Below are 22,174 nucleotides of genomic sequence, written 5' to 3'. Positions count from 1 at the left end.
GGTCAGGTGGTGGCGCTTGCAGACGCCGAGAAGCCGCTAAGGTTGCCCCACTGGTCGCGCGCCCGCGTCCAGTAGAAGCGTGTGGTTCCGGCGGTCAGGCCGGTCTCGGATCGCGTAATCGTGGCCGAGGCTCCGACCGAAGGCTGGAACAGGAGCGTGGCCGTCAGCGGGCTGTCCACGCTGTTGCCGTAGATCAGCAGGGATCGCGCGCGGCTGTCGTCCGCCTGCGTGGCCGTGATATCGATCCGCGACGCGCTGATCCTTGCCGCGACGGGTGCGGGCGGCACCGCGACCGCAGCCTCTGGCCCGGCGGCCGTGATGATGCCTGACTGGCGCCAGGCCGACTGTCCCCATGTGCCCACGGTCCGCACCCTCGCGCGGTATTCGTCGCCGATCCTCGGCCACTGAATGACGGCCGAGAACACTCCGACCCCATCCGCCGCACTGAGGTCCAATGTGCCACCGCTTCGCCAGGTCGACCACGTGCCCCCAGCCGGGCGAAACTGCCATTCCCACAAATAGGAGGCTGCCGACGCGCTGGTCGAGCCCGGCCACGCCACGACCACTCCGGGGATGACCGTGTCGCCCGACACGCTGGCAGCCGCCGTCCCGGTTGTCAGCGTAACGGCCGCCGGGGGCTGCACGGCGGCTATAGTAGGAAGGGCACCCGCCTCTCCGACAATCTTCTCTTCCGTCGAGGGCGACCATGCGTAGATTGCGGCGCTTTCCTGTCGCAGCTGCGCGGGGATGCGAATGGTGATACTGTCCTGGTCCGCGATACCCGCCGCGGGCCTGGCACCGACGACCTTGTATGTTCCAGCCCAAGCCCCATACGGCACTCCAAGCTGGACGGATGCTATTGATCCGGCGACCAAATCGAAATCCTCAGGCATCAGCTCTGCGGCGATGCTCCGCTGCATTCGCGACCGCATCGCCATGATTTTAGAAATCCGCTGCGCCTGCCGGTGATCCTGCACGAACGGCAGATCCACGATCAGCCGCTTGGGCGCGCCGCCGTCCTCGGCCTGCGCGCCGGGGATGACATAGGCCGGCGTCTCGGCGCTTTCATAAGCCCTATCGGGCGCGACGTAGCGTGCGACAGCCTCGGTATAAACCTCATCGGACGGCTGCCAGCGCACGAACTCGGCGGGCTGGCCGTCGCTGAAATCCGTGATCGTCCTGACCGGCGACCGGGCAACGGCTGGCACGATGCCCAGCCTGCCCCCGATCCGCGTCAGCTCCGAGGCCCCTGCGTCCAGCAATGGCTGGATCTGGTCCTCAAGCTCCGACCCGTCGCTGAAGACCAGCACACCGTCCGCCCGATAGCGCGGGATGGTGCCCCCGTCGCGCCTGCCGACCTGCTGATCCGCAACGTCCGCCGCCCATCTGAACGTATCCAGGCGCAGGTAATCATCGGCATAGGGGCGCAGTGGGTTGTTACGCAGCGCATCCAGCACCACCAGAGCCTGATTGGCCGACCAGCGGTACTGGCCGTCTCGCGGATCGCGCAGAATCGACCAGCGCCCTGCGACATTCAACTCGGGCGGGGTGACGGGCCAGCGCTGCTGACGCTGCTCATCCTCGCCGCAATCCAGGCGCGCCCACAGAACGGTGCGGCCGCGCCACGCGTCAGTCGCCAGGAAATAGCCGTTCGTCTCTGCCACGATCTGCGCCGGGCAGGTCGTCTGATCGCCGCGCCCGATCCAATATCGCGCATAGGTGCCAGCCGCTTTGCTGCCCGCGATCGAGGACGGGCCGGAAACCGCCGCGCCACCGCCGGTAAAATTGAATTCGTCGCCGGTCTTGGTCACCGCGCGCTTGTCGAAATACACGGTGAAAGGCCCTGCACTCGGGCGGCTGTTGAGCAGATAACAGATGTAAAGCACCCGCCCGACAACCGTCCACGCGACCGGCGTCCCCGGCGCCCAGGTCTCGCCATAGACGAAACGGTAGGGCGGCAGCGATGTCGGGCGCGCCAGTTCGGCCCGGATCGCCTCTTGCTTGGGCTTGCCCTGCGCGCGGGCCAGAAGTGCACTGACACCGATCGAAAGGCCGATCTGGATCAAACTGGAAACGATGATGAACCCAGTCGTGCCAGCGGTGAAGCCGAGTGCGGTTGCCGCCCACACGGCGACCGGCGCGGCCTCGGCAGGCGCGGCGCAGCCGATGCCCACCAGCGCGGTCGTGATCAGCAGCAGTTTACGCATGCCAGCCCCTTTCGGCGGCTCGCAGCAACGCAAAGCCCCGTCTTGTCTTCCCGGCCCACAGGCCCGGTTGGATGCAGATCAGCAGAGACCGGGGCGCGGTAGCCGTGACGGCCAGGCCACCGATCGCGTGGCCCGGCCTGAGCCCGGCCGTCAGACGTGTGAGGGCCGCGTCAGTCCCGCCCTCGGCCCGGATCGCCCGGACGACATCGGCGCGAGTCTCAAGGCCACGCCACCGCGCCAAGGGGTCGATGCCCCAAAGCCGCAGGAACACGTCGCAGGCTGCGCTGACGCAGTCGCAGGCGCCCCAGACGAAGGGGCGCGCCATGACGGCCTCGACCTCGGCCATCACCATCTCGGGGCTCACGGTGCGGGCCACAGAGTCTTCTGTGCAGACGCCTCGGCCAACACCAGGTGCCGCCCAGCTGTGTCATTCGGAAAGGCTCGGCGCTGGTCCTCGTCGCTATGTGCCACGGCGGCCATCGAGCGCATGGACGGCCCGGTCGTCATCGTGACCTTCAGCTCGAAGACGGTCACGACCATGCCGTCCTGCTGCTCGATCTCGACACGCATCGCGAGGCCATCGGCCGTCCCGGCGCAGATCTCGACGGCGCCGATCAGGCCATTGCCGCCTGGTGCCGTCGTCGCGCCCATGAAGACCCGACCCACGCGACCCCGGATCGGCGTATCGGTGTAAGGCTCGATGTCGGGAAAGTCGGTGATCAGCGACAGGTTGAACTCGGTCGGCACGCCCACCAGCGCCTCGTCCGGGATCGAGATGCCGCCGAACCGTCCGACACCCTCCCATGCGTGGCCGGACCAGTTGATCACGCCGACGCCGCTATGCGCCCGCAAGGGGGCGCCGGGCCAGTCCAGATGCACCAGAACGACCGGATGGAAGTTGCCGCTGGCGATGGCCGCCAGAAGCGGTGCCGGGGTGCCACGGATCAGGTCCATGCGTTCGGCCTTTCCTCGAAGCCGCCGACCTCGGCAGAAAATACCTCGCGCAGTTTCCAGGTATAGGACCAGTCACCCGACAGCGGCTGCACGGCCCGAGGCATCGGTCCATCTGGCCGAAACACCGCCTCGTCCTGTCCCGCCATCATCACGCGCGCGCCGCTGATCGTCAGCACCCGATCCAGCTTCAGCGTGACCGAGCCACTGGCATTCGTCGTCGCACGGCGCATCAAGCGCGCCGTCTCAAAGATGGCCGGATCGGTCATGTCGAATATCCGGATGAAATCACCGGTCCGCCCGACCTCGCGTCGGGGCGGCAGGCCCGAAACGGGCAGCGTGCCCCACGGCCCCGAAGTGCCGGGTGTCCCGCCGATCACGGCATTTCCCGTAACCCACGTGATGCCCTGCCAGGTCAGCGGCGCTGGCGGCGTCGTCCAGGACAGCACTTCAGGGTTCAGTTCAGGCGCGCGACGCGGCAACTCGTCCAGCCACCAGTTGATCGGACTTGACCGCAGGCGCACCCCGTGGATGCCCCCGACCAGAAGCTGCCGCAGCATCTCGCAATATCCTGCACCCTGGCGACCGGCGGCAAGGGCCGATACAACGACCGTCGCCACGCGACGGGGCGGTCGCGATGCCTGCGTAACGTCGCGGCCCGTCAGCGCGGACCGGACGCGGTTCACGGGCTGCTCGATCGTCCATTCCGTCGCTAGCGAAGCGACCGGTGGCCAGGGGTAAACGTGAATTGGCATCAGACCCCCAGGAACCCCTTGGACTTGCGAGCGCCGACGCGGACAGCCCCGACCGCGTCCCCCACAATCGACTGCCGTGCCGAGGCCACGACATTGCCCGCAACGTCGTACATGACCGCCGTCAGATCCCCGACCGACGCGTCAAAGCCGATCGACAGATGGCCGGTCCCGGGTGCTGCCTCTGCATCGGCCATGCGCCGCGACAGATCGGCCGGAAAGACGCGAGTGCCGCCCGGCAGATCGAGGATCTCGCCGCCCCGCTCGTTGACCCGCGCAAGGCCCTCGGGCGAGAATGGCGTGCCGCGCGCAAATCCCGGGATCGAGATCGCGTTGTTCAGCGCAGCCGTCAGCGGATCGACTCCAAGAAGACGCCCAAGGAAGCCGCCGCCGATCCGACCGAACAGGCCGTTGATCAGCTGATCGATCCCGCTGCGCCTGATCCGGTCGGCCATGCGCTGCAGCGTGCGGGCGAACTCGACCTCCAGCGTCGTCGTGCGCGTGATCAGACCATCGATCGTGTCAGCGATCCGCATCTTCATCGTGTCGCCCAGACGATCCGTTGCCGCAGCGACATGCGCCTGACCCTGATCAATGCCGATGCCCAGACCTTCGGCGATGAACCGGCCGTAGCCCATCATGACGCGCGACGGCGACCGGATGCCCATTCCGGTGCTGAACCCCTGGCCATAGGCATTCGCGTCCTCGATGCCTTGGACGCGGATACCAGCCGTGCCGCCGGCCAGCCCCTGGCGCATGTCGGCGGTCGGGGCCGGGGGCGCGATGACATCAAAGCCCTCGGGCGCCACCGTGCCATTGTCGCGCCGACCGATATTGCGCAGCCGGCCGCCAAGCTCGCTCGCGTTGTCCCAGACCCATTTCAGCGCATCGATGACCGGGCGGATGCGATCCATCAAGCTGTCGAAAGCCGAGCCGATCGTGGACAGGATGCTGTCAAGGGCACCCGAAAGCCGCTGCCAGCCGCGCTCGATGTTTTCGGTCATGCCCAGGGCGTCGGTGACAGGCTTGATCAGGTGCTCCCAAGCATAGGTGAAGACCCCGGCGACACCGTCCCACAGAGTCTGAAAGAACCCCTGGACGCCGGACCAGACCGCCTTGATGCCACCCCATGCGCGCGACAGGTCGCCCGAGAAGATGCCGCCGACGAAATCCTTGAACCCGCCGAAGATGGCCCGGACCTTGTCCCACATCTCGCTGAACCAGGGCCCGACCCAATCCCATTCCTTGTAGATCAGGTATGCCGCCCCCGCGATCGCTGCCGCAATCAGGCCGATGGGATTGGCAAGCAACGCCGAAGACATCGCGCGGATCGCGGCGCCCGCGCCGATCACGGCCTTGATGAAGGGGCTGATCGCCATCGTCATCAGGCCAAGCCCGGTCAGGACCGGACCGATCACGATCACGGCGGCAGCAAGGGTCGAGATGAAGGTCTGCAGGCGCGGCGAAAGCTCGCGGAAGCGTGCGGCGAAGGCCACGACCATATCCGAGATCCGCGTCAGCGCGGGCGCCAGATTGGCCGTGACCATCGTGGCGATGCCGCCCATCTGCTTCTGCAGCCGAGACAGGTTGTCGCCGAACTGTTCGGCATTCCGGCCCATCTCGGGGGTGATGACGATCCCGAGGCTGTCGGCCTCGTCCATCATGCCACGCAGCGCATCGCGCCCACCGTTCAGCATGGGGATCAGCTCGGCGCCGCCCCTGCCCATCAGCTCCATCGCCAGCGCGGTCTTCTCGGCACCGTCGGGCATCTCGGACAGAACCTGCGCGACATCGGACAGCACATCGGCGGTCGGCCGCAGGTTGCCCTGGGCATCCTCGACCGCGATGCCGAGCTTGCGGAACCGGTCAGGGGTGCTGGCGATCTGGCGCGACAGCCGCCCGACCGCAGTCTGAAGCGAACCCATCGAGACACCCGACATATCCGCCGCGTGCGCAAGCCGAGACAGGTCATCGACCGGGATGCCGATCTTCTGAGCGTCCTTCGTCATCTGGTCGGCCGCGTTCAGCTGCCCGCGGATTGCCAGTGCGATGCCCGCGCCTGCCGCCGAAAAGGCCGCACCGGCGACCGTCAGGCGCCGCCCCATGCGCTGCAGGCTGGCCTCGGCGCCCCGGACGCCCCGCTGGAACTCGGTATCGTCCAGACCGAGAACGGCGCGCATGCGGCCGATCAGGCGCGATGATGCCATGGCAGGATCTCCATCATTCAGGGGTGTCGGAGCGCGGACCGCGCGCCAGCAATTCGCTCAGCCGGACCTTGGGCAGCGACGACTTGGCGACATCGAGATAGAAGCCGATGTCAGCCTTGCCGCCCTTGCCCAGCAGCTTCTTGAGGGGCGGGATCTTCTTGGCCCGGGCAAGCTTCGCCGACAGCCAGGCGACGGTGATGTCCATCTCCTGCTGCTGCTCAAGACGGCGGCGGGCCGCAGAGGTCTCGATCAGATACAGGCCGGGCGTGATCAGCCAGAACCGCTCGGGATCGAGGCCCAGCACCAGCCAGGCCTCGTAGAGCCTCGGGATGTTCAGCGCCCTTTGCGGCTCCGCTTCGCCGGACGGGCTTGGGCCTTTCTTGTCTCGGGGCTGCCGTTTCCCTCCGCGCCACCATCCATCGTCGCGAAGGCTGCATTGACCAGCTCGACGGGCAACTCGGGGTTGGCGCGCATCAGGTCGTCGGCCAGATACGGGTCGGCATCGCCGTGGAACCGTTCAAGGCCGATCTCGACTACCCGCAGCAATGCGCCGAAATCCGGCACCTTGCCCTCTTCCTCCATCTCCCGAAAGATCGTCAGGTTTTGGTCGTATTCACGCTGCAGCTTGGCAAGACCAAACATGCCCAGGATCAGGCTGTAGGATTTGCCGCCATGGCGAACCTGCACGACGCCGTTGATCTGTGCCATGGGATCAGTCCGCGATAACATAGCTGGACAGACGGAAGGTGGCCGCTGCGGTCATCTTGTCGTCGATCGGCGCGGTCCGGGAATAACCCTTCAGGAAGCCGGTGAAGGTCTCGGGGGTCCCTTCCGCGCCCAACTTGAACTCGATCAGAACCTCTTCGCGCGTGGCCCGAATCGCGGTCAACAGCAGGTGGTCGGCCGAGCCCGGAATGTAGTTCATGGGCACCGTCACTTCGCCGCTGTCGATCAGGCCTGCGATGAACTGGCGGCGAGCACCGGGCGATTCCTGATGCGTGACCTGCACCTCATCGACCTGTTCGTCCGGCGCCTCAATGTCGCCGACCTTGTTCAGCTTGTGCCATGTCGGCTGCGCGCCGCCAGCGGTCAACCGCCCGATCCGGACGGTCGAGCCGTAACCAATCATTCCTTCTGCCATGGTCTTTCTCCTGGCTTGTATTTCAAGGATGGGTGACTTCAGGCTGCCAGCTGTGCAGCCTGAAGCTCATGACCAGCGTGCCGACATAGGAATGGGCGCGGCTGTCACTTACGATGGACAAGTCCTCCAGCTGCACCCGCAGCGTGGGCGACCGCAGGGCGCCCAGGACCGTCGCTTCGATCTCGTCGCTGTCGAGGTCCAGCTGATCTTCGACATCGACCCCGCCGATCCGGCGCAGCGCGACCTGCAGCAAGGTGCGTCGGGTTGTGCTGGCCTCGCTATCACGCGCGACCGGCTCGTTCGGCGTCACGACCCCGATCACGGGCAGCGTCTCGTCGTCCACGGTGCCCGGCCAGATCGGCAGGACATCGACATCGGCAAAGCGCGGACGCGCCTGCAGAGCGGCCCGAACGGCCGCGCGGTATTCGCTGCGCCAATGCGTCATCAGGGCGTCTCCTTGTGCAGTTCCCAGATCACAAAGGCATCGGCGGCGGGCGATCCGCTGTCATGGCTGACCATCAGCCGGTAGAGCCCGCGCCCCGGAACGTCGATCCGGTCTCCGCGCGCGGCTTCCGGGACCAGATCGCGGCTGACGCGCCAGGTCGGCGCGTCGATCCGCAGGATCTGCCCATCTGCACCAGTGATCTCGATCGGCGAAAGACGAAAGATCGACTGGACATCGCGGGCGTCGCCCGTTGCGGGCCGAAAGGCCACCATGGACCCGAAGACTCCCGACAGGGTGCCCGCAATGCCGTCGAAGACGCCGGTCATCAGCGGATCATGCCGTCCAGCAGGACAACGCCATCCGCTGAGGGGTTTGCAGCGGGCTCGACGGCGGCACCGATCAGCTTGTTGCCCGAGGCCGCCGTGGTGCAGACCTTGTCGGTGTCGTTCCAGTAGATCTTCGCGCCGACCGTCCAGGCCTGGGCGCTGACCTTGGGCAGACGAAAGACACCCCGCCGGACCAGGACGGCCTGCTCGCCCTGCGCGGCAGCGCCCTGGGCGATGCCGAAGATGTCGCCGACCAGCACGCCCGCGCCGGGCAGGACGGCAGCCGCCATCGTCAGGGTGATGTGCTCACCCGGCTGAATGTAGTTCTTCATAGGGTCTCTCCGATGGTTGGGGGATCAGAACGTCAGCGGGCGGTCTGACCGCCCGCCGTCTCGCCAGAGGCCGGATCAGGCGCCGTTATTCTTGAAGGCGCCGCGATACTCGACCGCAGCGGCCCCGAAGATGTGGCGGGCGTTCATCACGACCGCATCGGGGTTCATGCCCTCGATCGTCTGCACGGTCGGCGCGGCGTAGCCTTCCAGATAGGCATGCGCGATCGGCGGCAGATCGGAGGAGATCAGATACCACGCGGTATCCGAGCCGCCGGCCGCCGCGCCCAGGTTCGGGATGACGGCGGGCGTCAGGCTCGACTTGAAGGGGTTCACGGTGCCATCGGTGGCCGGGGTCGTGGTGGCGGCGAACTGCATCGCGACCAGCTCCAGCGCGGGCGGAACCAGCAGGCGGTCCGGCTCGATCTGCAGGAAGTCGTCGGCCGAGCCCGAACCGAAGGCGCGCTGCTCCCACATCGCCTTGCGGCCAACAGCGACAGAAGCGGCGCTGATCGCAGCGTTGGCGCTGGCCAAATTGCCGTGGTCGGAATGGAAGATCGCCTTGCCGTCCGATTTCAGCACGGCGTTCTGACGCATCAGCGACCAGACCATGCTGCTTTCCATCGTCCGGGCCGCAATGGCGAACTCGGTCGGGATGCGGTTGAAGGCGCCCATGTCGTCGTTCACCACAGCCTCGAAGGTCAGGGTGATGGTGCGACCGCGCCGCTCGACCTTCAGGCCCTCGGCCTCGTCGGCCAGCACGGCGGACTGATACTCGCCGTTCTCCTTGACGGGCTTCAGGCTGAAATCGCCGCCGAAGCGGACCGAATGAAGTTCACGGAAATCGGTCGCGGTCAGCGGATCGCCGGTGACCAGCGTCCAGGTCGCGGCGCGGCGACGATAGGCGTCCTGCAGGCGGCGGTTCATCACGGCGGTCGTGATGTAGCTGAAGTCGCTGACACCATGCGCGCCACCCATGATCGTCGTCGCCATCATGCCGCGACGGATGGCGTCGGTGTCGCTGTAGCCGCGCTGCGGTCCAGCCAGCTCCATCGCCAGATGGCGGATGCGCATGCCGCGATACTGGCTGGCCGCGCCCTCGGTCTCGCCCGACAGCGCGCCGATCATGGCCTGCACTCGGGTTTCGCCCTCGTCCCGGATGATCGTAGCTCGAGGTGAAGCGCTACGGCCCACCGGCTCTGCGGCGGCCATGGTGGCCATCAGGCGCGACCCGGCCATCTCGGCCGAGACGCCTTCATCGACCAGCTGGTCCACATCGGTCTGCTGCAGCCGCCCCGACGCAACAAAGGGCGCGGCCATGTCGCGGATGGCGCGGGCGCGGGCGCGCTCGGCGGCCAGGATGCTATCACGGCTCGCGGCCATCTCGGCAGGGGCCGGGGCGACGGCGGGAACCGGCGACGGGGTTTCGATGACCGGGGTCTGCGCCGCGGTCTGGGTCGGCTCTTGGGGCATGCTGCTCTCCATTGCAAATTGACCGCTCACAGCGGCAGGGGTCGGCGCAGGCCGCGCGGCTTGCGGCGATTGGCGGTGGCGCAGGCGCGCCTTCAGGCGGTCGCGCGCATCCATGTAATGGGCCTGGGCTGCGGCCAACGTCGCCGCCTGAGGCATCTGGGCCCCGATTGCGGGCGAGACTCCAAAGCCGTCCTCGTTGCCGGCGATGCTATCCGCGAAGCCCTCGGCGACCGCGGCCTCGGGGCCGTACCAGGTCTCGGCGCGCATCAGGGCGCGCACCTCTTCGGGCGTTTTTCCCGATGCTGCGGCATAGACGGCGGCGTAGGTGTTGGCGGTCACCGCCAGCTGGTCGGCATGGCGCCGCGCATCATCCTCGTTGCCCCAGATGAGGCCCGAAGGATCGTGGATCATGATATGCGAACCTGCCGACATCACGCGCTCGGCGCCTGCCATCAGGATCAGGCTGGCGGCCGAGGCGGCGATCCCCTCGACCACGATGCGGACGCCGCCGGGATGCCCGGCCAGCATCGCGCGGATCTGCTCGCCCGCGTTGACATGGCCTCCCATGGAGTTCAGGCGGACCGTCACGCGGCCCTCGCCCAGATCGGTCAGCGCGCGGCGCACCATGGCCGGGCAGAAGAACACGTCCTCGTCCCGCATCCACGACGCGTATTCATCTTCCAGAACCGATCCGCTCAGGATCAGCTCGCCATTGACGATCATGTCAGGCATCAGTTTCGTCCTCGTCTTGCGCCTGCGGCGGGGTGATGGCGGGCGGCAGCGTCGGGCCACCCCCGAGACGGCTGTCGTCCTCGGCGTCCTGGATGCGCTCGGCCCGGATTCGGGCGGGGTCGCGGCCCAGCTCGCGCTGAACGCCCTGCCTGCTGTTCAGCCCGGCCTCGACCTCATCGATCATGGCGGGGATCTCGCGCGTCGGATCGACCAGGATGCGGCGCGGCGGGGTCCAATCCATCGTGAAGGTCAGGTCGCCCCGCCCGGTCAGGCGCAGGCCCTCACGGAACCAGCGCTCCATCCCGGCGCCGAACTGCATGACCATCAGGCCGCGCTGCCACATGCGGACAAGCCGGTCCATCTCGTTGCGGCCCATCCGCCCGGACGAGAAATTGACCCCACGCAGATCCGCCGTCAGTGCCTCATAAGTCACGCCGATCCCGGCTGCGATCGTGCGCAGGCCACGACCCATGAAATCGTCATAGCCATCGACAGAAGGCGGCTCGACCAGCTTGGCCTCGGCCCCTTCGGGTAGCTCGACGATCGCGCCCGGGGCCAGCTGTTCCAGGCCGGCCCCGGCCTGCGCCGGACGGTTTGCCCCAGGCTGATACTGCAGCATGACGGCGAGAAGGGCCGACATGCGCTGCTTGACGATCTGCGCATCCTCGTAATCCGCTAGATCGGCCAGCGCCAGCATGACGGGCGCCAGCCATGGCACGCCGCGCAGCTGACCCGGCCTGTCGAAGCGGCGGATATGGATGATGTCCGACCAGTGGACGCGGGTCGACTCCAGCGGGCGGCGATGGCGCACCGCGCCGGGATGCTCATTATAGAGATGATAGGCCTCGATCGCGCCGGTCGGCCCGTATTCGACGCCCTCGATCACCAGGTTCTCGCCATAGCTCTGAACGGTCGTGTCGAGGCAATCGACCTCGACCAGTTCGCATTGATAGGGCAGCACCAGACCGCGCCCGAAGCGGCCAGTTCGCATCCGGCGCCGGATCAGCGCCTCGCCATCGGTGAAGACCGCCGACATCGCGATCTGCTGCATTTCCAGCAGGTCGTATTCTTCCATCGCGTCCAGCGACGAGGTCAGCAGATGCTGGCGCATCAGCGCGGCGACCTCGGCCTGATGCGCCTCGTTGTCAGACCGGATCGACGGCATGATCCCGTCGCCGACGATGTTCGCTACGATCACCTCGCGCGCGCGGGCCGCATAGGCGCGGTTGCGCACCATATCGCGCGACACCTGACGCAGCCGCTCGCGCGACCCATAGGCGGCGGCGTCGGCCGAGGTGCTGGGCGCCTTCCAGTCCAAGGTTCTGCGGCTGCGGCTGGCCGCGTCGAAATGCATCAGCGCCGAGGCCTGCACCCGCGCCGCCACCCGGCGCAGCCCCGCCTCGGGCGCGAAGAAACCGATCACCCGGTCAAGAGCGTTCAGCGAGGGGCGCGCATCATCGGGCCTTCCCATCACAGCCCCCGCGACGTGACGGGATAGCTGACCCGCGCCGCGCCGCGCGGCTGGCCAGCCAGTTCGTCCTCGATCATCTGCAGCGCCTGGCGCATCTCGGCCAGTGACCGATAGCTGACCTTTTCGCCGTTGATCTCGACGGACTGGACGCCCTTCGCAATCGCCGCCTTCAATGCGGCGGCGTCGGCTGGCGTGAAAGCCATGTGCTTATCTCCTCAGATAGCCGATGCGCTTGGGCACGGATTTGGCAGCGGGCGCAGGCTGCGCGCTGTCGGGATCGCCGGGCCGCTCAAGCGGCACGGCATTGGGGTTTTCCAGCCCGGCCAGACACCAGGCGGGCGGGGCCTCCCAGTTGACCCGGTTCAGGCCCAGATACTCGGCAAGGGCGAGGCCCTGCACGCAATGGTCGAGGCTCTCGTTGCGTTTCTGGCCGGGTCGCAGCGACCAGCCCTTGTCGCCCCGCTCCTCGGCCAGCAGTTCGGCCAGATGCTCGGCATCAAGCCAATTCGGCACATGCTGCGCCCCGACCGGAGTGTCGGTGCGGCCCAAGGCCGCCCAGACCGAATCCTTCAGACGATCCACCGCCATGTTCAGCAGGCGGATGCCCCGGGCGCGCTTGCCGTTCGACGCGCGCTCGGGCGCCTCGTACCAGACGCGGTCACGCTGGTTCAGACCGTCCCGACCGATCGACAGGTAGAAGCAACCGCCCCGCCCCTCGCGGGCCTGCTTGCGCCAGAATTTCTCGGCATGATCAGCCCAGCCCTTCGGGCCGTTGAAGTCGATCACGACCCCGACCGGCTTCAGCCCCCAAGCCTGACCCTCTACCGGAAAGACCCGGTCCGGCAGATCGGCCAGCGCGTCGGCATCCTCGGCATATCGCCCGGGATCGACAGCCCGGTATCTCCCATCCTCACCCTTGGCGCGCGGCGCGTGGTCAGGCGGCTGATGGATCGCATAGCGGTCGATGATCTGCCGCTCGCCCTCGGCGCCCCAGGCCATCGCCATGACCTCGAAGCGATTGCCCTGCACGTCCACCATCACCGTGACGAAGCGCGTCCAGGACGGTGCGACACCCCGATCCCCGCTCAAGGCGTGCGCCTTCAGGCTCTCGACGCTCAGCGCGTCAGCGTCCGCGTCCCTCGGGCGGCGATACGGAATTCCGATCTCGGTATAGTGGACGCCCGAGAAATCCGTCTCGTCGCCCGTCGCTTCCAAGGTCCGGCGCGCCGATTCGTAGCGCTCGACCAGTCCTGACCACGACGCGAAGGCTGCAGCTGCCCCGTTCAGCGCATAGCTGACGAAGGGCACGCTGCGGACTGCCTCATCATCGACGCGGCAAAGCTGGCGTTCGCCCGCCTCGTTCACCACGCGGCTCTCATGCAGCCAGCCCCCGTGCCTCTGCAGCGCGCGCCGATTCAGCTCGGCCTTGTGGCGGTGCGGGATGACGCTGCCGCAATGCGGGCAGACCATCGCCGCCATTTCCCCGGCCTCGCCAGGATCGAGGTCCGGGTTGTAGTCCAGCCGGTCATAGCGCGGCTCGAAATGCCCCGCGCAATCGGGGCATTCCCAGAACCAGCGGCCCCGCGTCCCCTCGTTATAGAGGTTCACGATCCCGCCTGTCGTGGCAGGCAGCAGATGCGGGTCCAACGCCGTGGCGGGCTGGGCCTTGGCCTCGTCCACCGGAAAGGCCGGCGTGCTTTCCACCACGACGCAGCCGCGGCTCAGATAGGTCCGGATCCGCTGCAGCGCCATCCCGAAGGGGCTGGCCTCGGGCGCATCCTTGGGACCAAGCCGTTGCGGCATGTGGTCGTAATCCGTAAGCATCACCAGACGCTGCGACCGCGACGACAGCTGGTTGGCGACCGGATAGCCGATTGTGAGCCTCATCCCCTTGAACCGCTTGCGGCTGAAGGTGCTGTCATCGCGCGCCCTCCCCAGCCTTTCGACCAGCGAGGGGCTGTTGAAGATCGCCGGGTCCAGCTTTTCCTCGACCCACGCATCCGCATCGGTCTTGGTCATGTGGATCAGCTGCACCGGCCCCGGTGCGCTGGTGATCGCATGAGCCGAGACCGACAGCAGCATCTGCGACTTGCCGCATTGCGACGGCCCCACGAAGATGACCGCCTTGAACCGGCGCGACTGCGTCATGTCCTGCGGTTCGACCATGTAGGGCGTGACCGTCCGGTCGTATTGCTGCCAGCGTCCCGCCACCGGCACCCGGAGGGCCTGCTCCGCTGCCGTGGTCACCGTCACCCGGCTCGGCGGGTCCAGCAGAGGCAGGGCATCAGCGACCAGTTCCTCGGGCGTGACGAAGGGCGGCAGAGGCGGGATCCGCGACAGCGGCCCCAGACCCCGGTCCAGCATCTCGACCATCAGAGCCCCAGTTCCGTCTGCCGACCGTCCAAGGCCACCACGACACCCGGGCGCCCCAGCTTCTCCTCGATCAGCCGCCGGACCTCACCCCGCAGCTGGTCACAGCGCGCCTGCAGCTGATCGACCTGCGCGGCGGTCAGGCCGAACTGCATCTCGCAATAGTCGGGCAGCGTGTCCATTTCGGCCCCGAAGGTAACGAAGATGTCCTCGATCAGCGCCCGCATCCGGTCCGCACGCAGCAGATCGCCGCGCTGTTCCGCCACCCGGTTGCGGTGATACTCGGCCTCGGACCACTTGCGCAGGTCGTCGGCCGTCAGCTCACCCTCTTCCTCGGCCTGATCGTCGTCCAGGTTGCGGAAGGCCAGCGCCGCCTGAGCCGCCAGCTGATCGCCCCGCGCCTTCGAGGCGCGCAGCTTCTCGTCCCGATCCTGACGCCATGCCCAGCAATGGGTCAGCCGGAATTCATAGCTGACGCCGTTGGCGCCGGTGCTCTCGACCGGCATGCCCTGGCCGAGCCATTTGGTGATCGTGTTCTCGGACACGCCGAAGGCGCGCGCGAGCTGGGCACGGTTGAGGGGCGTGCCGTCATCCTCGACGCCCGCCGGAAGCGGCCAGCGCGAGACATCCAGCACGCTCCCATCGGCGAGCGTGATGGGCGACGTCATGCGATCCTCTCAAGAACAACAGCAACCCCAACCGCAGCAGGCGATTGAAATTACTGACCCAAATGTCACGGGGTGCGAATTACCCGCGTGCGATCCATGCGGGGAAGGACCCGCGAACTTTCAGGCGCCCGAGGCCAGCCGCTGGACCATCCTGTCGAGGATGCGGGCGAAGTGCTCGGGCATCCGCTCGGCATAAAGCCGTTCGGCGCCATCCTGAAACCCGAGGCGCTCGGAATAGACCGGCGCGACGGCGCTGAAGTGCAGCACCTTGCTGATCGACCCGTCCGGGTCGCGCTTCCAGATGCCGGGCGACAGCCTGGACCCCGGCTTGGGCACGAAGAAGCCCGCGCGCCGCCGGTTCCTGCGGCGCGAGGCGTCGGTCGTGTTCGCCGTGCCATCGCGCTGCGCCCTCACGCCGGACAGCGCCTGATTGCGCTCGCCCGTGGACCAGTTGCCATAGGCATCCAGCTTTGCGCCCGAGGCGGGAACAGCAGCTTGCAGCACCCCGTCATAGGCCAGCCGCGACCCGAGCAGCTTTTCCAGCCCGGTCTGGCCGCGCCGACCGCCGATCTCCTGAACCTTCAGGTAGTGACGGCTGCCGACCGATGGCCGCTCGATGACTTCCGCCTCAAGCTTGTTCGGCTTGGCGCGCCAGACCATCAAGGCATTCTTCGTGAAGCGGGTCGGGCGATCGAAGACCTGATCCATGCGAGACTGCATGTGATCCAGCACGTCCTGCGCCGTATCGTTCAAAGACCAGGCTGCCGCGCGGCGCACGTCCTTCTCGGCCAGCTGGCGGATGTTTCGCTTCACCTGTTCGTCTTCGAAGGACAGTTTCAGCATGACGCTACCCCTCGGAACGACGAACGCCCGCGAGGGATGATCCCTGCGGGCGCACGTCTGGATAATAACGATTCTCCTGCCACAGAGCGACGTAAGCGGTCAAGAGGTTTTTTCAGCCCCGATATCCGATCATCGCATCCAGCGAGGCGCTCAATGCCTCCATAGCCGCACGGCAGTTCCGACCACTATCCGACCACCGGAACGTCTTCAGCGCCTGCTTGATGCTCAGCCCTTTCAGGCAGACCGCATCGACCAGATCGCGGCGCGTGAAGATTTCCGGCGCGCGCTCGCCTGGCGCAAGGTCGCGGTGACGCTGCGAGGGACGGATGCGCCGCAGCACCATGACCGGGCCAACGCCCAGCCTCCGACGCATCGCCTCCAGCTCACGGGAAAAGGCCAAGCGGCGGTCCATCCAGTCGCGCGCATCCGGCCCGCCGCACGACGCTTCCAGGCTGGACAGCTTCGTGCCATCCGAAGCCAGCAGCTCGACCAGATCGCGGTAGCGCCGCCCGATCGAGATCTGGCCGTGGGTCAGGGGCGACGGCTGCTTGCGACGGGCAGCGGCGGCCAGCATCGCGTCAAACGCATCGGCCTGCCGGATCGCCGCGCGGCCGCCATAGCCGCGATGGACGGCCTCCACCCTGTCGCCCACGGGCAGAAGCTCAAGATTGCGGACCAGCACGAAGCCGCCGCGCGCAGGCGCTGGCGCGATATCCGGCCCGCATGCAGCCGGTACGGCTACAGCGGACCTCACGGCTTCAAGTCGGGCCGCAACGGCCATGGACATCAGTTCAACCTTGGTGGCCTTGGCGTTGATCAACATATTGCGTCCCTTTTCCTTCATCCTACTATCCGTTGCTTTTCTTGTGCAAAGATTGGGCTTGGTGGGCTTAGTGAGAGGTTGAGAGGGCTTGAAAACCAAGGTGGGCTTAGTGGGTCCGATGTAATCAAATCATGGGCTTATCCTGACAATTTGGGCCGGACGGGCCTGACGGGCTTGAAATATCCACCTATGCATGAGGCAATTTTCCCCCTGACCCCGCTGATTACACGCGCGCGCATGGGTCAGAATTTCAGGCCCGTCAGGCCCGTCCGGCCCAAAATCAGCCTCTAAGCATCTGAAACCATTGAACCGGCATCCCCCTGACCCCTCTGTCAGTCGCGCCCAACCGCTCGCCCCGCTAAGCCCGTCCGGCCCACGCGCCACGGCGATAGCCAGACATGCGCGACGGGCCCGAAGGCCCGCCTGGTCGAAGATCATGATAATGGGGTGCGGGGTCATCGCGTCCATAAGCCGCTCCAGCTCGGCGCGCTGTCCTTTGCCGTGCCCTCTCGCATCCGGCGCCCGAACTCGTCGGTCAGCCTGATCCCGCGATAGCCCGTAACGCCCGACTTTCCGGCCGCAAAGGTCTTCTGCGTCTCAGGGTGCCGCCAGGTGTCGGCCTTGGCCTTCAGGCGGTTCGACACCGTCCTACTGCCCCATCGCGTCTCGCCACGCTCCTCGATCCAGTAGTTGAAGGCCTCCATCAGCTCGCGGGCTGTCATGAAGTCGCCCTCATAGCCGGTGACCAGCGTGGCATCAGCCAGGAAGGTGCCGATCGGGTCACTATCCTTGCGATAGTCCTCGGTCGCGGCCAGCACCTCGTCGGGCTCCTGCAGGCCGCCATCGAGGAAGTCGAGCAGCCCCTGAACCATCCAGTTGAGGATGCCCGACCGCTCCTCCCAGAGCATGGCGTCCATGTCCTTCTTGGGGATGCGCTTGGCCTCCGGTATCTGCACCGGGAACTTGACCAGCATCACCCGCCGCCAGATACCGTCATCGCCGCCGCGGATCTCGGGCAGGTGGTTGCCGCTGATCGTCAGCTTGAAATAGGGCTGCACGACGATCATCCCCGAGAAGAGATCGCGGATCATCATCGGCTCGCCCCCGGTCAGCGCCTTGACGAACGCCTCCTGCAGGCGCTCGCCGTCTTCTGGTTCGGATGTCCGAACGCTGCGGGCGCCGATCAGCGGGATCAGGTCCGGCTGCGCGGCCTCGCCGGACTTCTTGTTCTTGCCGGTCAGGCTTTCGATCTTCGCGGTGGCGGAATAGTCGCCCATGATCCGCGAGATAACGTCCACCAGGACCGACTTTCCGTTCGCGCCCGCGCCGTGGAAGAAGGCCAGCTTCTGGATCGGGATGCCGCTCATCGACAGGCCGAACCAGCGCTGCAGGAACTGCCGAACCTCGATATTCGGCTGGATGGTTCGCAGGAACTCGTCGAAGCGCGGACATTTGGCCTCGGGGTCGTATTCGACCGGCATCAGCTTGCTCAGCATCTGGTCGCGGTCATGTGGCAGCAGATGGACCTCGGGCATCGCGGATGCGCCCGAAACGGGGTCCGGGGTCACGCTGAACTTCAGCACGCCCGAAAGGGTGTTCGCGACCAGATCGTCCTGGTCGAGGTCATCGACCGTGATCGACTTCATGACCGAGGCCTCGTTGACCATGTTGGTCATCGGCCCCGAATTGCCTGCGTTCTTGGCATGGGTGACGATGCGGCCGATCGAGGTGCGATAGCCCTTCAACTTGCTCTCGATCCCGCGCAGACGGCCATCGATCGTGCCCAACTCGCTCAGCAGTGACTCGTCGGCAGCATATCCGGCCGTGCCCTCGATCTCGGCGCGCCGCTTCACCAGCTGGTATTCCTCTTCCAGCAGCTTTCGCTCCCGGGGCGAGGGCACCATGAAGTCGATCTCCTGCTTGATCAGCTCGGACATCTGCTGGGCCAGCTTGCGGATCGTGGGCGACAGCCCCTTGCTGATCTCGGCATCCTTGCGCCACCGGCGTCCATCCCAGATGTGCCAGCCGACCTGCGAAACGTGGCGAACGTCATCCCCGAAATGGATCACGAACCGCTTGGCGTTGCCGATGTCGTTCAACGGCTGCGCTGCGGCCAGGGCGATAGGATTCGGTGACTCATCATCGCCCGCACCATCCTCGGGCAGCGGCGGGGGTGGGAAATAGCCCTCGGGATAGCTGTCCGCCGGATCCTCGTCTGCGACATCCTGCGGCAGCTCGATCCCCTCGGGCAGATCGACCTCTTCGGGCGCGGCCATGGCGGCGCGTGCCTTCTCGATTCCGTCGTCGTTCATTCGTCCCCCTCCCGCTGTGTGACGTCTGTCGCGCCCATCAGCAGGTCGTTCATGTCGATGCCCTCGCCCGGATGGACGATGGCGGCGGTCAGGCCGGGCCGCAGCGCCATGGCGCGGCGCAGGCCGGACAGCAACTTGGCGCGGGTCAGCTTCGGCTCGCTGTCGCCGTCCTGGACGAAGACCAGGCGCTTGACCCATTGCGGCGGCACGAATGCGTCCCGATCGGTCAGGTCGGGCAGGCCCGCATACTTCAGGCCCGGACCGAGGCGGCGCGCGCCGGCCATGTTGCCCAGATCGACTCCGGCCCAGAAAGCGGCGCCCTCAAGCTGTCCGTCGCGCGCGACCATGGCCGACAGAGTCGTCTCGATCCCCTCGGCCATCACCATCGCCTCGGCATCGCGCGGCGTGTGGATGCGGATCGCCCCGCCCTTCTTGGATCCATAGACCTTCTTGGCCGCGACCGTCTCACCAGCCTTGAACGGGTGCGGAATCACGACCTTGCCCTTGGGCTGGCCAAGGTCGATCCATGTCCGGTGAACGCCGGTCAGCGCGCCCGAGGCATCGCTGATCGCGGCCAGCATGGCCGGGCCCTCATGGACGGTGACGAATTCGCCGCGGCGGTTGTCATCCGGCACGACCAGGCGTGCGGATGGCTCGAAGCGGAAACAGCCCGGCATCTGAGCGCTGTCGCGCAGGATGATCCCGCGCCGGGCAAGATAATCCACGACCGGCGTCCGGGTGGCAGGCTCTGCCCGGGACCATATCTGGCGGGCCAGCGCGATCGCGTCCTGCCTGCGACGCTCGGCCTCGGCCTCACGCTGACGGCGGTGCTGATCGGCCCGGCGCCGCTGCTCGGCGCGCTGCTGCGGTGTCAGGTTCTGACGCGGCCCGACCAGCCATTCCAGCGCGGCCGGGAAATCCAGACCCAGCACCAGCTTCACCAGCGCGATCTGGTCCCCCTTGGCATCGCAGCGGCGGCACAGGAACACGCCCTTGCGCAGGCTGACTCCGAATCGATCCTTGCCGCCGCAGCCAGGGCATGGCCCGACCAACTCGTCGCCAGTGCGGATCAGCGACGGGATCGCCAGCCGATCAACCAGCTCTGCCATCGGCACCCGATGCGCCAGCTCAACCCGGCCATCATCACGCATGGCGGTCGTCCTTGTTGGTCAGGCGCTTGTATTCGTCGCGAGGCAACCGCACGGCGGAGACAACCTGCGCGGGGCCGATTTCCATGCCCGCCAATGCCGCCAGAAAGCGGGCGTCACGAGATCGAAAGTAGCGGCTGGCAGAGTGCAGCACGCCTTCCGGATTTCCACGCCTACGGCCCAGTTCCTTGTTGAACTGGGCGTTGAAATCGTCCAGCACCGCCAGCAGGACCGAGGCGAACAGCTTGCGACACCGCGCCGCGTCGATGTCCATCACGACCGCGCCTCGCGGCTGACTTCGCGGATTGCCGCGATCACCTGGTCGATGGGATCGACTTGGCGCGCCACCGGCCGGCGGATCGGCAGGGTCTTCGGCGCGGTTTCGTCCACAAGCGCGGGCGGCGTCTCGAATGGCGGCTCGGCCAAGGTCACGGCGACCTTGTAGCGCTTGGCCTCCCAAGGCTTGACAGGAACCAGCTTGTCGCGGCTGCGGGGCCTGGGCTTCTCGACCGTCATTTCACCCCCCGAGCGGCATCCCAATGAGCGCCCAGGGCGGCGCGGTCGAAATCGGCCAGCGCGCGGGCGATGTGATGAGCGGTGCCCCGATGCAGGGCCTCGTCAGGATGGACATGGCGCGCAGCAGCGACCAGATCGGCCATCAACCCTTCGCGGCTGGCGCGCTCGGCTGCGACGGCCACGATCCCGGCGACCAGCCGGTGATCATCGGGTCGCGGCACGATCGGCGGGCGGGCCAGCAGGCCCAGACCATGGATCACGCAACGGTCGTAATGGGTCAGCTTCATGGATCAGCCCTCGATATCAACCCGCGCGACGGGCTGCGGCCAGCAGGATCGCTCGACCGCGCGGAACAGGCTCTCGCCTGCCTTGGTCAAAAGTTCCGGGTTGCGGCGGGACAGCGGGAACAGGTCGGCAAAGTGCCGGACCTCGACGGCCAGCGGATCGGCCTGATCAAAGCTGTCTCCGACCGCGATCACAGCCAAAGCCAGCGCCTCGGGATCCGGCTCGCCCAACTTGGCGCGCATCGCCAAACCCAAGGCGATCATGCGCGCGGCGATGCGGTTGCGATATGCCATCGGGGTCCTTGATCTGATTCAGCGCTGAAAGGGTGCGCGGGGGTGGACATGGAAAGGGACGCGGCAGCGATGGGACGCCGCCGCGTCAGTTGCCGGGCCGAAGCAGAACAGGCACCGGGAAAGCTGCCCTGCTGCCGCGAGGCAGCTCTCGGCCGGGCCAGCCGCAGGTTCCGTGATCGCGCACCAGTCCGCAGACCCGAGGGCGGACGCAATCACGGCTTGAGCGGGTTTAAGGTGGACCCCGGCCGGGACTTGATACCTGGCCGCCACTCCCGCCCTCGGGTGTCCTGAGAACCCGGTCTGCATGTCACCCCATGATCTCGCCGTAGCGCGGCAGGGTGCGCACCGCATGGGCGACGTGATGGCCATAGGGCGCATTCGCACCATCGAACCAGTTGCAGGCCGCCTGGAAGGTCACGCCGAAATGCACGGCGCAGGCCTCGCGACTGGCAAAGCTGGCGATCATCAGCAGCGACCACTGCCGCAGAAATGCCTCGCGATCCGATCCGATACGGCCATGCGCGCGGCGAGCCGCAGCGCGGCCCCGGCCCCGGCCGTCAAACGGATTGGCCAAGGACGTAGGACGGGACATTGGACCGCAAAGCAGGTCAGGCTGCGTCGGTGCAGTCAGAGGATGGGTCATCATGGGTTACCTCAGGGTTGGAGTTGGATGGCGTGGGCCAGTTGGCGTCAAACCACGCCATGGCGGCGTTGAAACGCCGCACAGTGATGTCGCCGCCTCGCCTCAAGGCGCCGAGCTTCTTGGTGTCTCCGAAAACACGATGAGACACGGTCGTGTCCTCGTTGATCCCGGTCGCTGCCTTGTAGGCATCTGCACGTTCAATGAGTGTTGCGGTGTCGATCATGCGCCAGTTGTGCGGT

The 22,174-nt window shown here is 66.8% G+C and carries 26 protein-coding genes; all 26 read right to left on the bottom strand.

What is annotated here, in order from left to right:
• Window positions 1-2: 2 nt before the first annotated feature.
• Window positions 3-2,207 (bottom strand): phage tail protein, encoded by a 2,205-nt coding sequence (locus KY389_RS11515; protein WP_219831107.1) that lies wholly within the window; start codon window positions 2,205-2,207, stop codon window positions 3-5.
• Window positions 2,200-2,583, bottom strand: a complete 384-nt coding sequence (locus tag KY389_RS11510; protein ID WP_219831106.1) for a DUF6950 family protein — start codon at window positions 2,581-2,583, stop codon at window positions 2,200-2,202. Before KY389_RS11510 ends, KY389_RS11515 begins: the two co-directional genes overlap by 8 nt.
• A complete protein-coding gene (locus KY389_RS11505; protein ID WP_219831105.1) occupies window positions 2,568-3,161 on the bottom strand; it encodes a hypothetical protein in 594 nt (197 codons plus the stop codon). Before KY389_RS11505 ends, KY389_RS11510 begins: the two co-directional genes overlap by 16 nt.
• On the bottom strand, window positions 3,152-3,718 hold the full coding sequence (locus tag KY389_RS11500) for a hypothetical protein (protein WP_219831104.1): 567 nt from the start codon (window positions 3,716-3,718) through the stop codon (window positions 3,152-3,154). The genes KY389_RS11505 and KY389_RS11500 overlap by 10 nt, the downstream gene beginning before the upstream one ends.
• A 194-nt stretch (window positions 3,719-3,912) precedes the next feature.
• Complete coding sequence (locus tag KY389_RS11495) at window positions 3,913-6,117, bottom strand: phage tail tape measure protein (protein WP_219831103.1); 2,205 nt, start codon at window positions 6,115-6,117, stop codon at window positions 3,913-3,915.
• Window positions 6,118-6,130: 13 nt separating this feature from the next.
• Entirely contained in the window at window positions 6,131-6,421 is a 291-nt protein-coding gene (locus KY389_RS11490; protein ID WP_219831102.1) for a hypothetical protein, read from the bottom strand.
• Between the two features lie 29 nt (window positions 6,422-6,450).
• Entirely contained in the window at window positions 6,451-6,825 is a 375-nt protein-coding gene (locus KY389_RS11485) for a hypothetical protein (protein WP_219831101.1), read from the bottom strand.
• Between the two features lie 4 nt (window positions 6,826-6,829).
• Window positions 6,830-7,258 (bottom strand): phage tail tube protein, encoded by a 429-nt coding sequence (locus tag KY389_RS11480; protein WP_219831100.1) that lies wholly within the window; start codon window positions 7,256-7,258, stop codon window positions 6,830-6,832.
• Between the two features lie 22 nt (window positions 7,259-7,280).
• Window positions 7,281-7,703, bottom strand: coding sequence for a hypothetical protein (locus tag KY389_RS11475; RefSeq protein WP_219831099.1), 423 nt, complete (start codon window positions 7,701-7,703; stop codon window positions 7,281-7,283).
• The gene (locus KY389_RS11470; RefSeq protein ID WP_219831098.1) at window positions 7,703-8,029 is read right to left on the bottom strand and encodes a head-tail joining protein; all 327 of its coding nucleotides are present in this window, start codon (window positions 8,027-8,029) and stop codon (window positions 7,703-7,705) included. The genes KY389_RS11475 and KY389_RS11470 overlap by 1 nt, the downstream gene beginning before the upstream one ends.
• On the bottom strand, window positions 8,029-8,361 hold the full coding sequence (locus tag KY389_RS11465) for a DUF2190 family protein (RefSeq protein WP_219831097.1): 333 nt from the start codon (window positions 8,359-8,361) through the stop codon (window positions 8,029-8,031). Before KY389_RS11465 ends, KY389_RS11470 begins: the two co-directional genes overlap by 1 nt.
• A gap of 75 nt (window positions 8,362-8,436) precedes the next feature.
• Complete coding sequence (locus KY389_RS11460; protein WP_219831096.1) at window positions 8,437-10,563, bottom strand: head maturation protease, ClpP-related; 2,127 nt, start codon at window positions 10,561-10,563, stop codon at window positions 8,437-8,439.
• A complete protein-coding gene (locus KY389_RS11455; protein WP_219831095.1) occupies window positions 10,556-12,034 on the bottom strand; it encodes a phage portal protein in 1,479 nt (492 codons plus the stop codon). Before KY389_RS11455 ends, KY389_RS11460 begins: the two co-directional genes overlap by 8 nt.
• A complete protein-coding gene (locus KY389_RS11450) occupies window positions 12,034-12,237 on the bottom strand; it encodes a phage head-tail joining protein (protein ID WP_219831094.1) in 204 nt (67 codons plus the stop codon). Before KY389_RS11450 ends, KY389_RS11455 begins: the two co-directional genes overlap by 1 nt.
• A 4-nt stretch (window positions 12,238-12,241) precedes the next feature.
• Window positions 12,242-14,407: a terminase gpA endonuclease subunit gene (locus tag KY389_RS11445; protein ID WP_219831093.1), complete on the bottom strand. Its 2,166-nt coding sequence runs from the start codon at window positions 14,405-14,407 to the stop codon at window positions 12,242-12,244.
• The gene (locus KY389_RS11440) at window positions 14,407-15,072 is read right to left on the bottom strand and encodes a terminase small subunit (protein ID WP_219831092.1); all 666 of its coding nucleotides are present in this window, start codon (window positions 15,070-15,072) and stop codon (window positions 14,407-14,409) included. The genes KY389_RS11445 and KY389_RS11440 overlap by 1 nt, the downstream gene beginning before the upstream one ends.
• 120 nt (window positions 15,073-15,192) lie before the next feature.
• Entirely contained in the window at window positions 15,193-15,915 is a 723-nt protein-coding gene (locus tag KY389_RS11435) for a hypothetical protein (protein WP_246588085.1), read from the bottom strand.
• A gap of 112 nt (window positions 15,916-16,027) precedes the next feature.
• Window positions 16,028-16,837 (bottom strand): hypothetical protein, encoded by an 810-nt coding sequence (locus tag KY389_RS11430; RefSeq protein ID WP_219831091.1) that lies wholly within the window; start codon window positions 16,835-16,837, stop codon window positions 16,028-16,030.
• Window positions 16,838-17,193: 356 nt separating this feature from the next.
• Window positions 17,194-19,050, bottom strand: coding sequence for a DNA primase family protein (locus tag KY389_RS11425; RefSeq protein ID WP_219831090.1), 1,857 nt, complete (start codon window positions 19,048-19,050; stop codon window positions 17,194-17,196).
• Window positions 19,047-20,201 carry a DUF7146 domain-containing protein gene (locus KY389_RS11420; protein WP_219831089.1) on the bottom strand — a complete coding sequence of 385 codons (1,155 nt, stop codon included), beginning with the start codon at window positions 20,199-20,201 and terminating at the stop codon, window positions 19,047-19,049. The genes KY389_RS11425 and KY389_RS11420 overlap by 4 nt, the downstream gene beginning before the upstream one ends.
• On the bottom strand, window positions 20,194-20,475 hold the full coding sequence (locus KY389_RS11415; RefSeq protein WP_219831088.1) for a hypothetical protein: 282 nt from the start codon (window positions 20,473-20,475) through the stop codon (window positions 20,194-20,196). Before KY389_RS11415 ends, KY389_RS11420 begins: the two co-directional genes overlap by 8 nt.
• Complete coding sequence (locus tag KY389_RS11410) at window positions 20,472-20,714, bottom strand: hypothetical protein (protein ID WP_219831087.1); 243 nt, start codon at window positions 20,712-20,714, stop codon at window positions 20,472-20,474. Before KY389_RS11410 ends, KY389_RS11415 begins: the two co-directional genes overlap by 4 nt.
• On the bottom strand, window positions 20,711-21,001 hold the full coding sequence (locus KY389_RS11405) for a hypothetical protein (protein ID WP_219831086.1): 291 nt from the start codon (window positions 20,999-21,001) through the stop codon (window positions 20,711-20,713). The genes KY389_RS11410 and KY389_RS11405 overlap by 4 nt, the downstream gene beginning before the upstream one ends.
• Before the next feature lie 3 nt (window positions 21,002-21,004).
• Window positions 21,005-21,292, bottom strand: coding sequence for a hypothetical protein (locus KY389_RS11400; protein ID WP_219831085.1), 288 nt, complete (start codon window positions 21,290-21,292; stop codon window positions 21,005-21,007).
• A gap of 307 nt (window positions 21,293-21,599) precedes the next feature.
• Entirely contained in the window at window positions 21,600-21,935 is a 336-nt protein-coding gene (locus tag KY389_RS11395; protein ID WP_219831084.1) for a hypothetical protein, read from the bottom strand.
• A complete protein-coding gene (locus KY389_RS11390; protein ID WP_219831083.1) occupies window positions 21,901-22,158 on the bottom strand; it encodes a hypothetical protein in 258 nt (85 codons plus the stop codon). The genes KY389_RS11395 and KY389_RS11390 overlap by 35 nt, the downstream gene beginning before the upstream one ends.
• Window positions 22,159-22,174 lie beyond the last annotated feature (16 nt).

Source organism: Paracoccus bogoriensis, from assembly GCF_019431455.1.
Classification (GTDB): domain Bacteria; phylum Pseudomonadota; class Alphaproteobacteria; order Rhodobacterales; family Rhodobacteraceae; genus Paracoccus; species Paracoccus bogoriensis.
Note: the sequence above shows the minus strand (reverse complement) of the source record. Positions and strands in the feature narration are given on the sequence as shown.

Bases quoted from the DNA above. Each gene is read 5' to 3' on its own strand.
- KY389_RS11505 (WP_219831105.1), bottom strand. From the start codon at position 3,161: ATGGACCTGATCCGTGGCACCCCGGCACCGCTTCTGGCGGCCATCGCC.
- KY389_RS11455 (WP_219831095.1), bottom strand. From the start codon at position 12,034: ATGGGAAGGCCCGATGATGCGCGCCCCTCGCTGAACGCTCTTGACCGG.
- KY389_RS11485 (WP_219831101.1), bottom strand. From the start codon at position 6,825: ATGGCACAGATCAACGGCGTCGTGCAGGTTCGCCATGGCGGCAAATCC.
- KY389_RS11500 (WP_219831104.1), bottom strand. From the start codon at position 3,718: ATGCTGCGGCAGCTTCTGGTCGGGGGCATCCACGGGGTGCGCCTGCGG.
- KY389_RS11435 (WP_246588085.1), bottom strand. From the start codon at position 15,915: ATGCTGAAACTGTCCTTCGAAGACGAACAGGTGAAGCGAAACATCCGC.
- KY389_RS11405 (WP_219831086.1), bottom strand. From the start codon at position 21,001: ATGAAGCTGACCCATTACGACCGTTGCGTGATCCATGGTCTGGGCCTG.
- KY389_RS11390 (WP_219831083.1), bottom strand. From the start codon at position 22,158: ATGATCGACACCGCAACACTCATTGAACGTGCAGATGCCTACAAGGCA.
- KY389_RS11515 (WP_219831107.1), bottom strand. From the start codon at position 2,207: ATGCGTAAACTGCTGCTGATCACGACCGCGCTGGTGGGCATCGGCTGC.
- KY389_RS11400 (WP_219831085.1), bottom strand. From the start codon at position 21,292: ATGGCATATCGCAACCGCATCGCCGCGCGCATGATCGCCTTGGGTTTG.
- KY389_RS11395 (WP_219831084.1), bottom strand. From the start codon at position 21,935: ATGACCCATCCTCTGACTGCACCGACGCAGCCTGACCTGCTTTGCGGT.
- KY389_RS11460 (WP_219831096.1), bottom strand. From the start codon at position 10,563: ATGCCTGACATGATCGTCAATGGCGAGCTGATCCTGAGCGGATCGGTT.
- KY389_RS11445 (WP_219831093.1), bottom strand. From the start codon at position 14,407: ATGGTCGAGATGCTGGACCGGGGTCTGGGGCCGCTGTCGCGGATCCCG.
- KY389_RS11465 (WP_219831097.1), bottom strand. From the start codon at position 8,361: ATGAAGAACTACATTCAGCCGGGTGAGCACATCACCCTGACGATGGCG.
- KY389_RS11480 (WP_219831100.1), bottom strand. From the start codon at position 7,258: ATGGCAGAAGGAATGATTGGTTACGGCTCGACCGTCCGGATCGGGCGG.
- KY389_RS11425 (WP_219831090.1), bottom strand. From the start codon at position 19,050: ATGAACGACGACGGAATCGAGAAGGCACGCGCCGCCATGGCCGCGCCC.
- KY389_RS11440 (WP_219831092.1), bottom strand. From the start codon at position 15,072: ATGACGTCGCCCATCACGCTCGCCGATGGGAGCGTGCTGGATGTCTCG.
- KY389_RS11495 (WP_219831103.1), bottom strand. From the start codon at position 6,117: ATGGCATCATCGCGCCTGATCGGCCGCATGCGCGCCGTTCTCGGTCTG.
- KY389_RS11475 (WP_219831099.1), bottom strand. From the start codon at position 7,703: ATGACGCATTGGCGCAGCGAATACCGCGCGGCCGTTCGGGCCGCTCTG.
- KY389_RS11450 (WP_219831094.1), bottom strand. From the start codon at position 12,237: ATGGCTTTCACGCCAGCCGACGCCGCCGCATTGAAGGCGGCGATTGCG.
- KY389_RS11470 (WP_219831098.1), bottom strand. From the start codon at position 8,029: ATGACCGGCGTCTTCGACGGCATTGCGGGCACCCTGTCGGGAGTCTTC.
- KY389_RS11420 (WP_219831089.1), bottom strand. From the start codon at position 20,201: ATGCGTGATGATGGCCGGGTTGAGCTGGCGCATCGGGTGCCGATGGCA.
- KY389_RS11410 (WP_219831087.1), bottom strand. From the start codon at position 20,714: ATGACGGTCGAGAAGCCCAGGCCCCGCAGCCGCGACAAGCTGGTTCCT.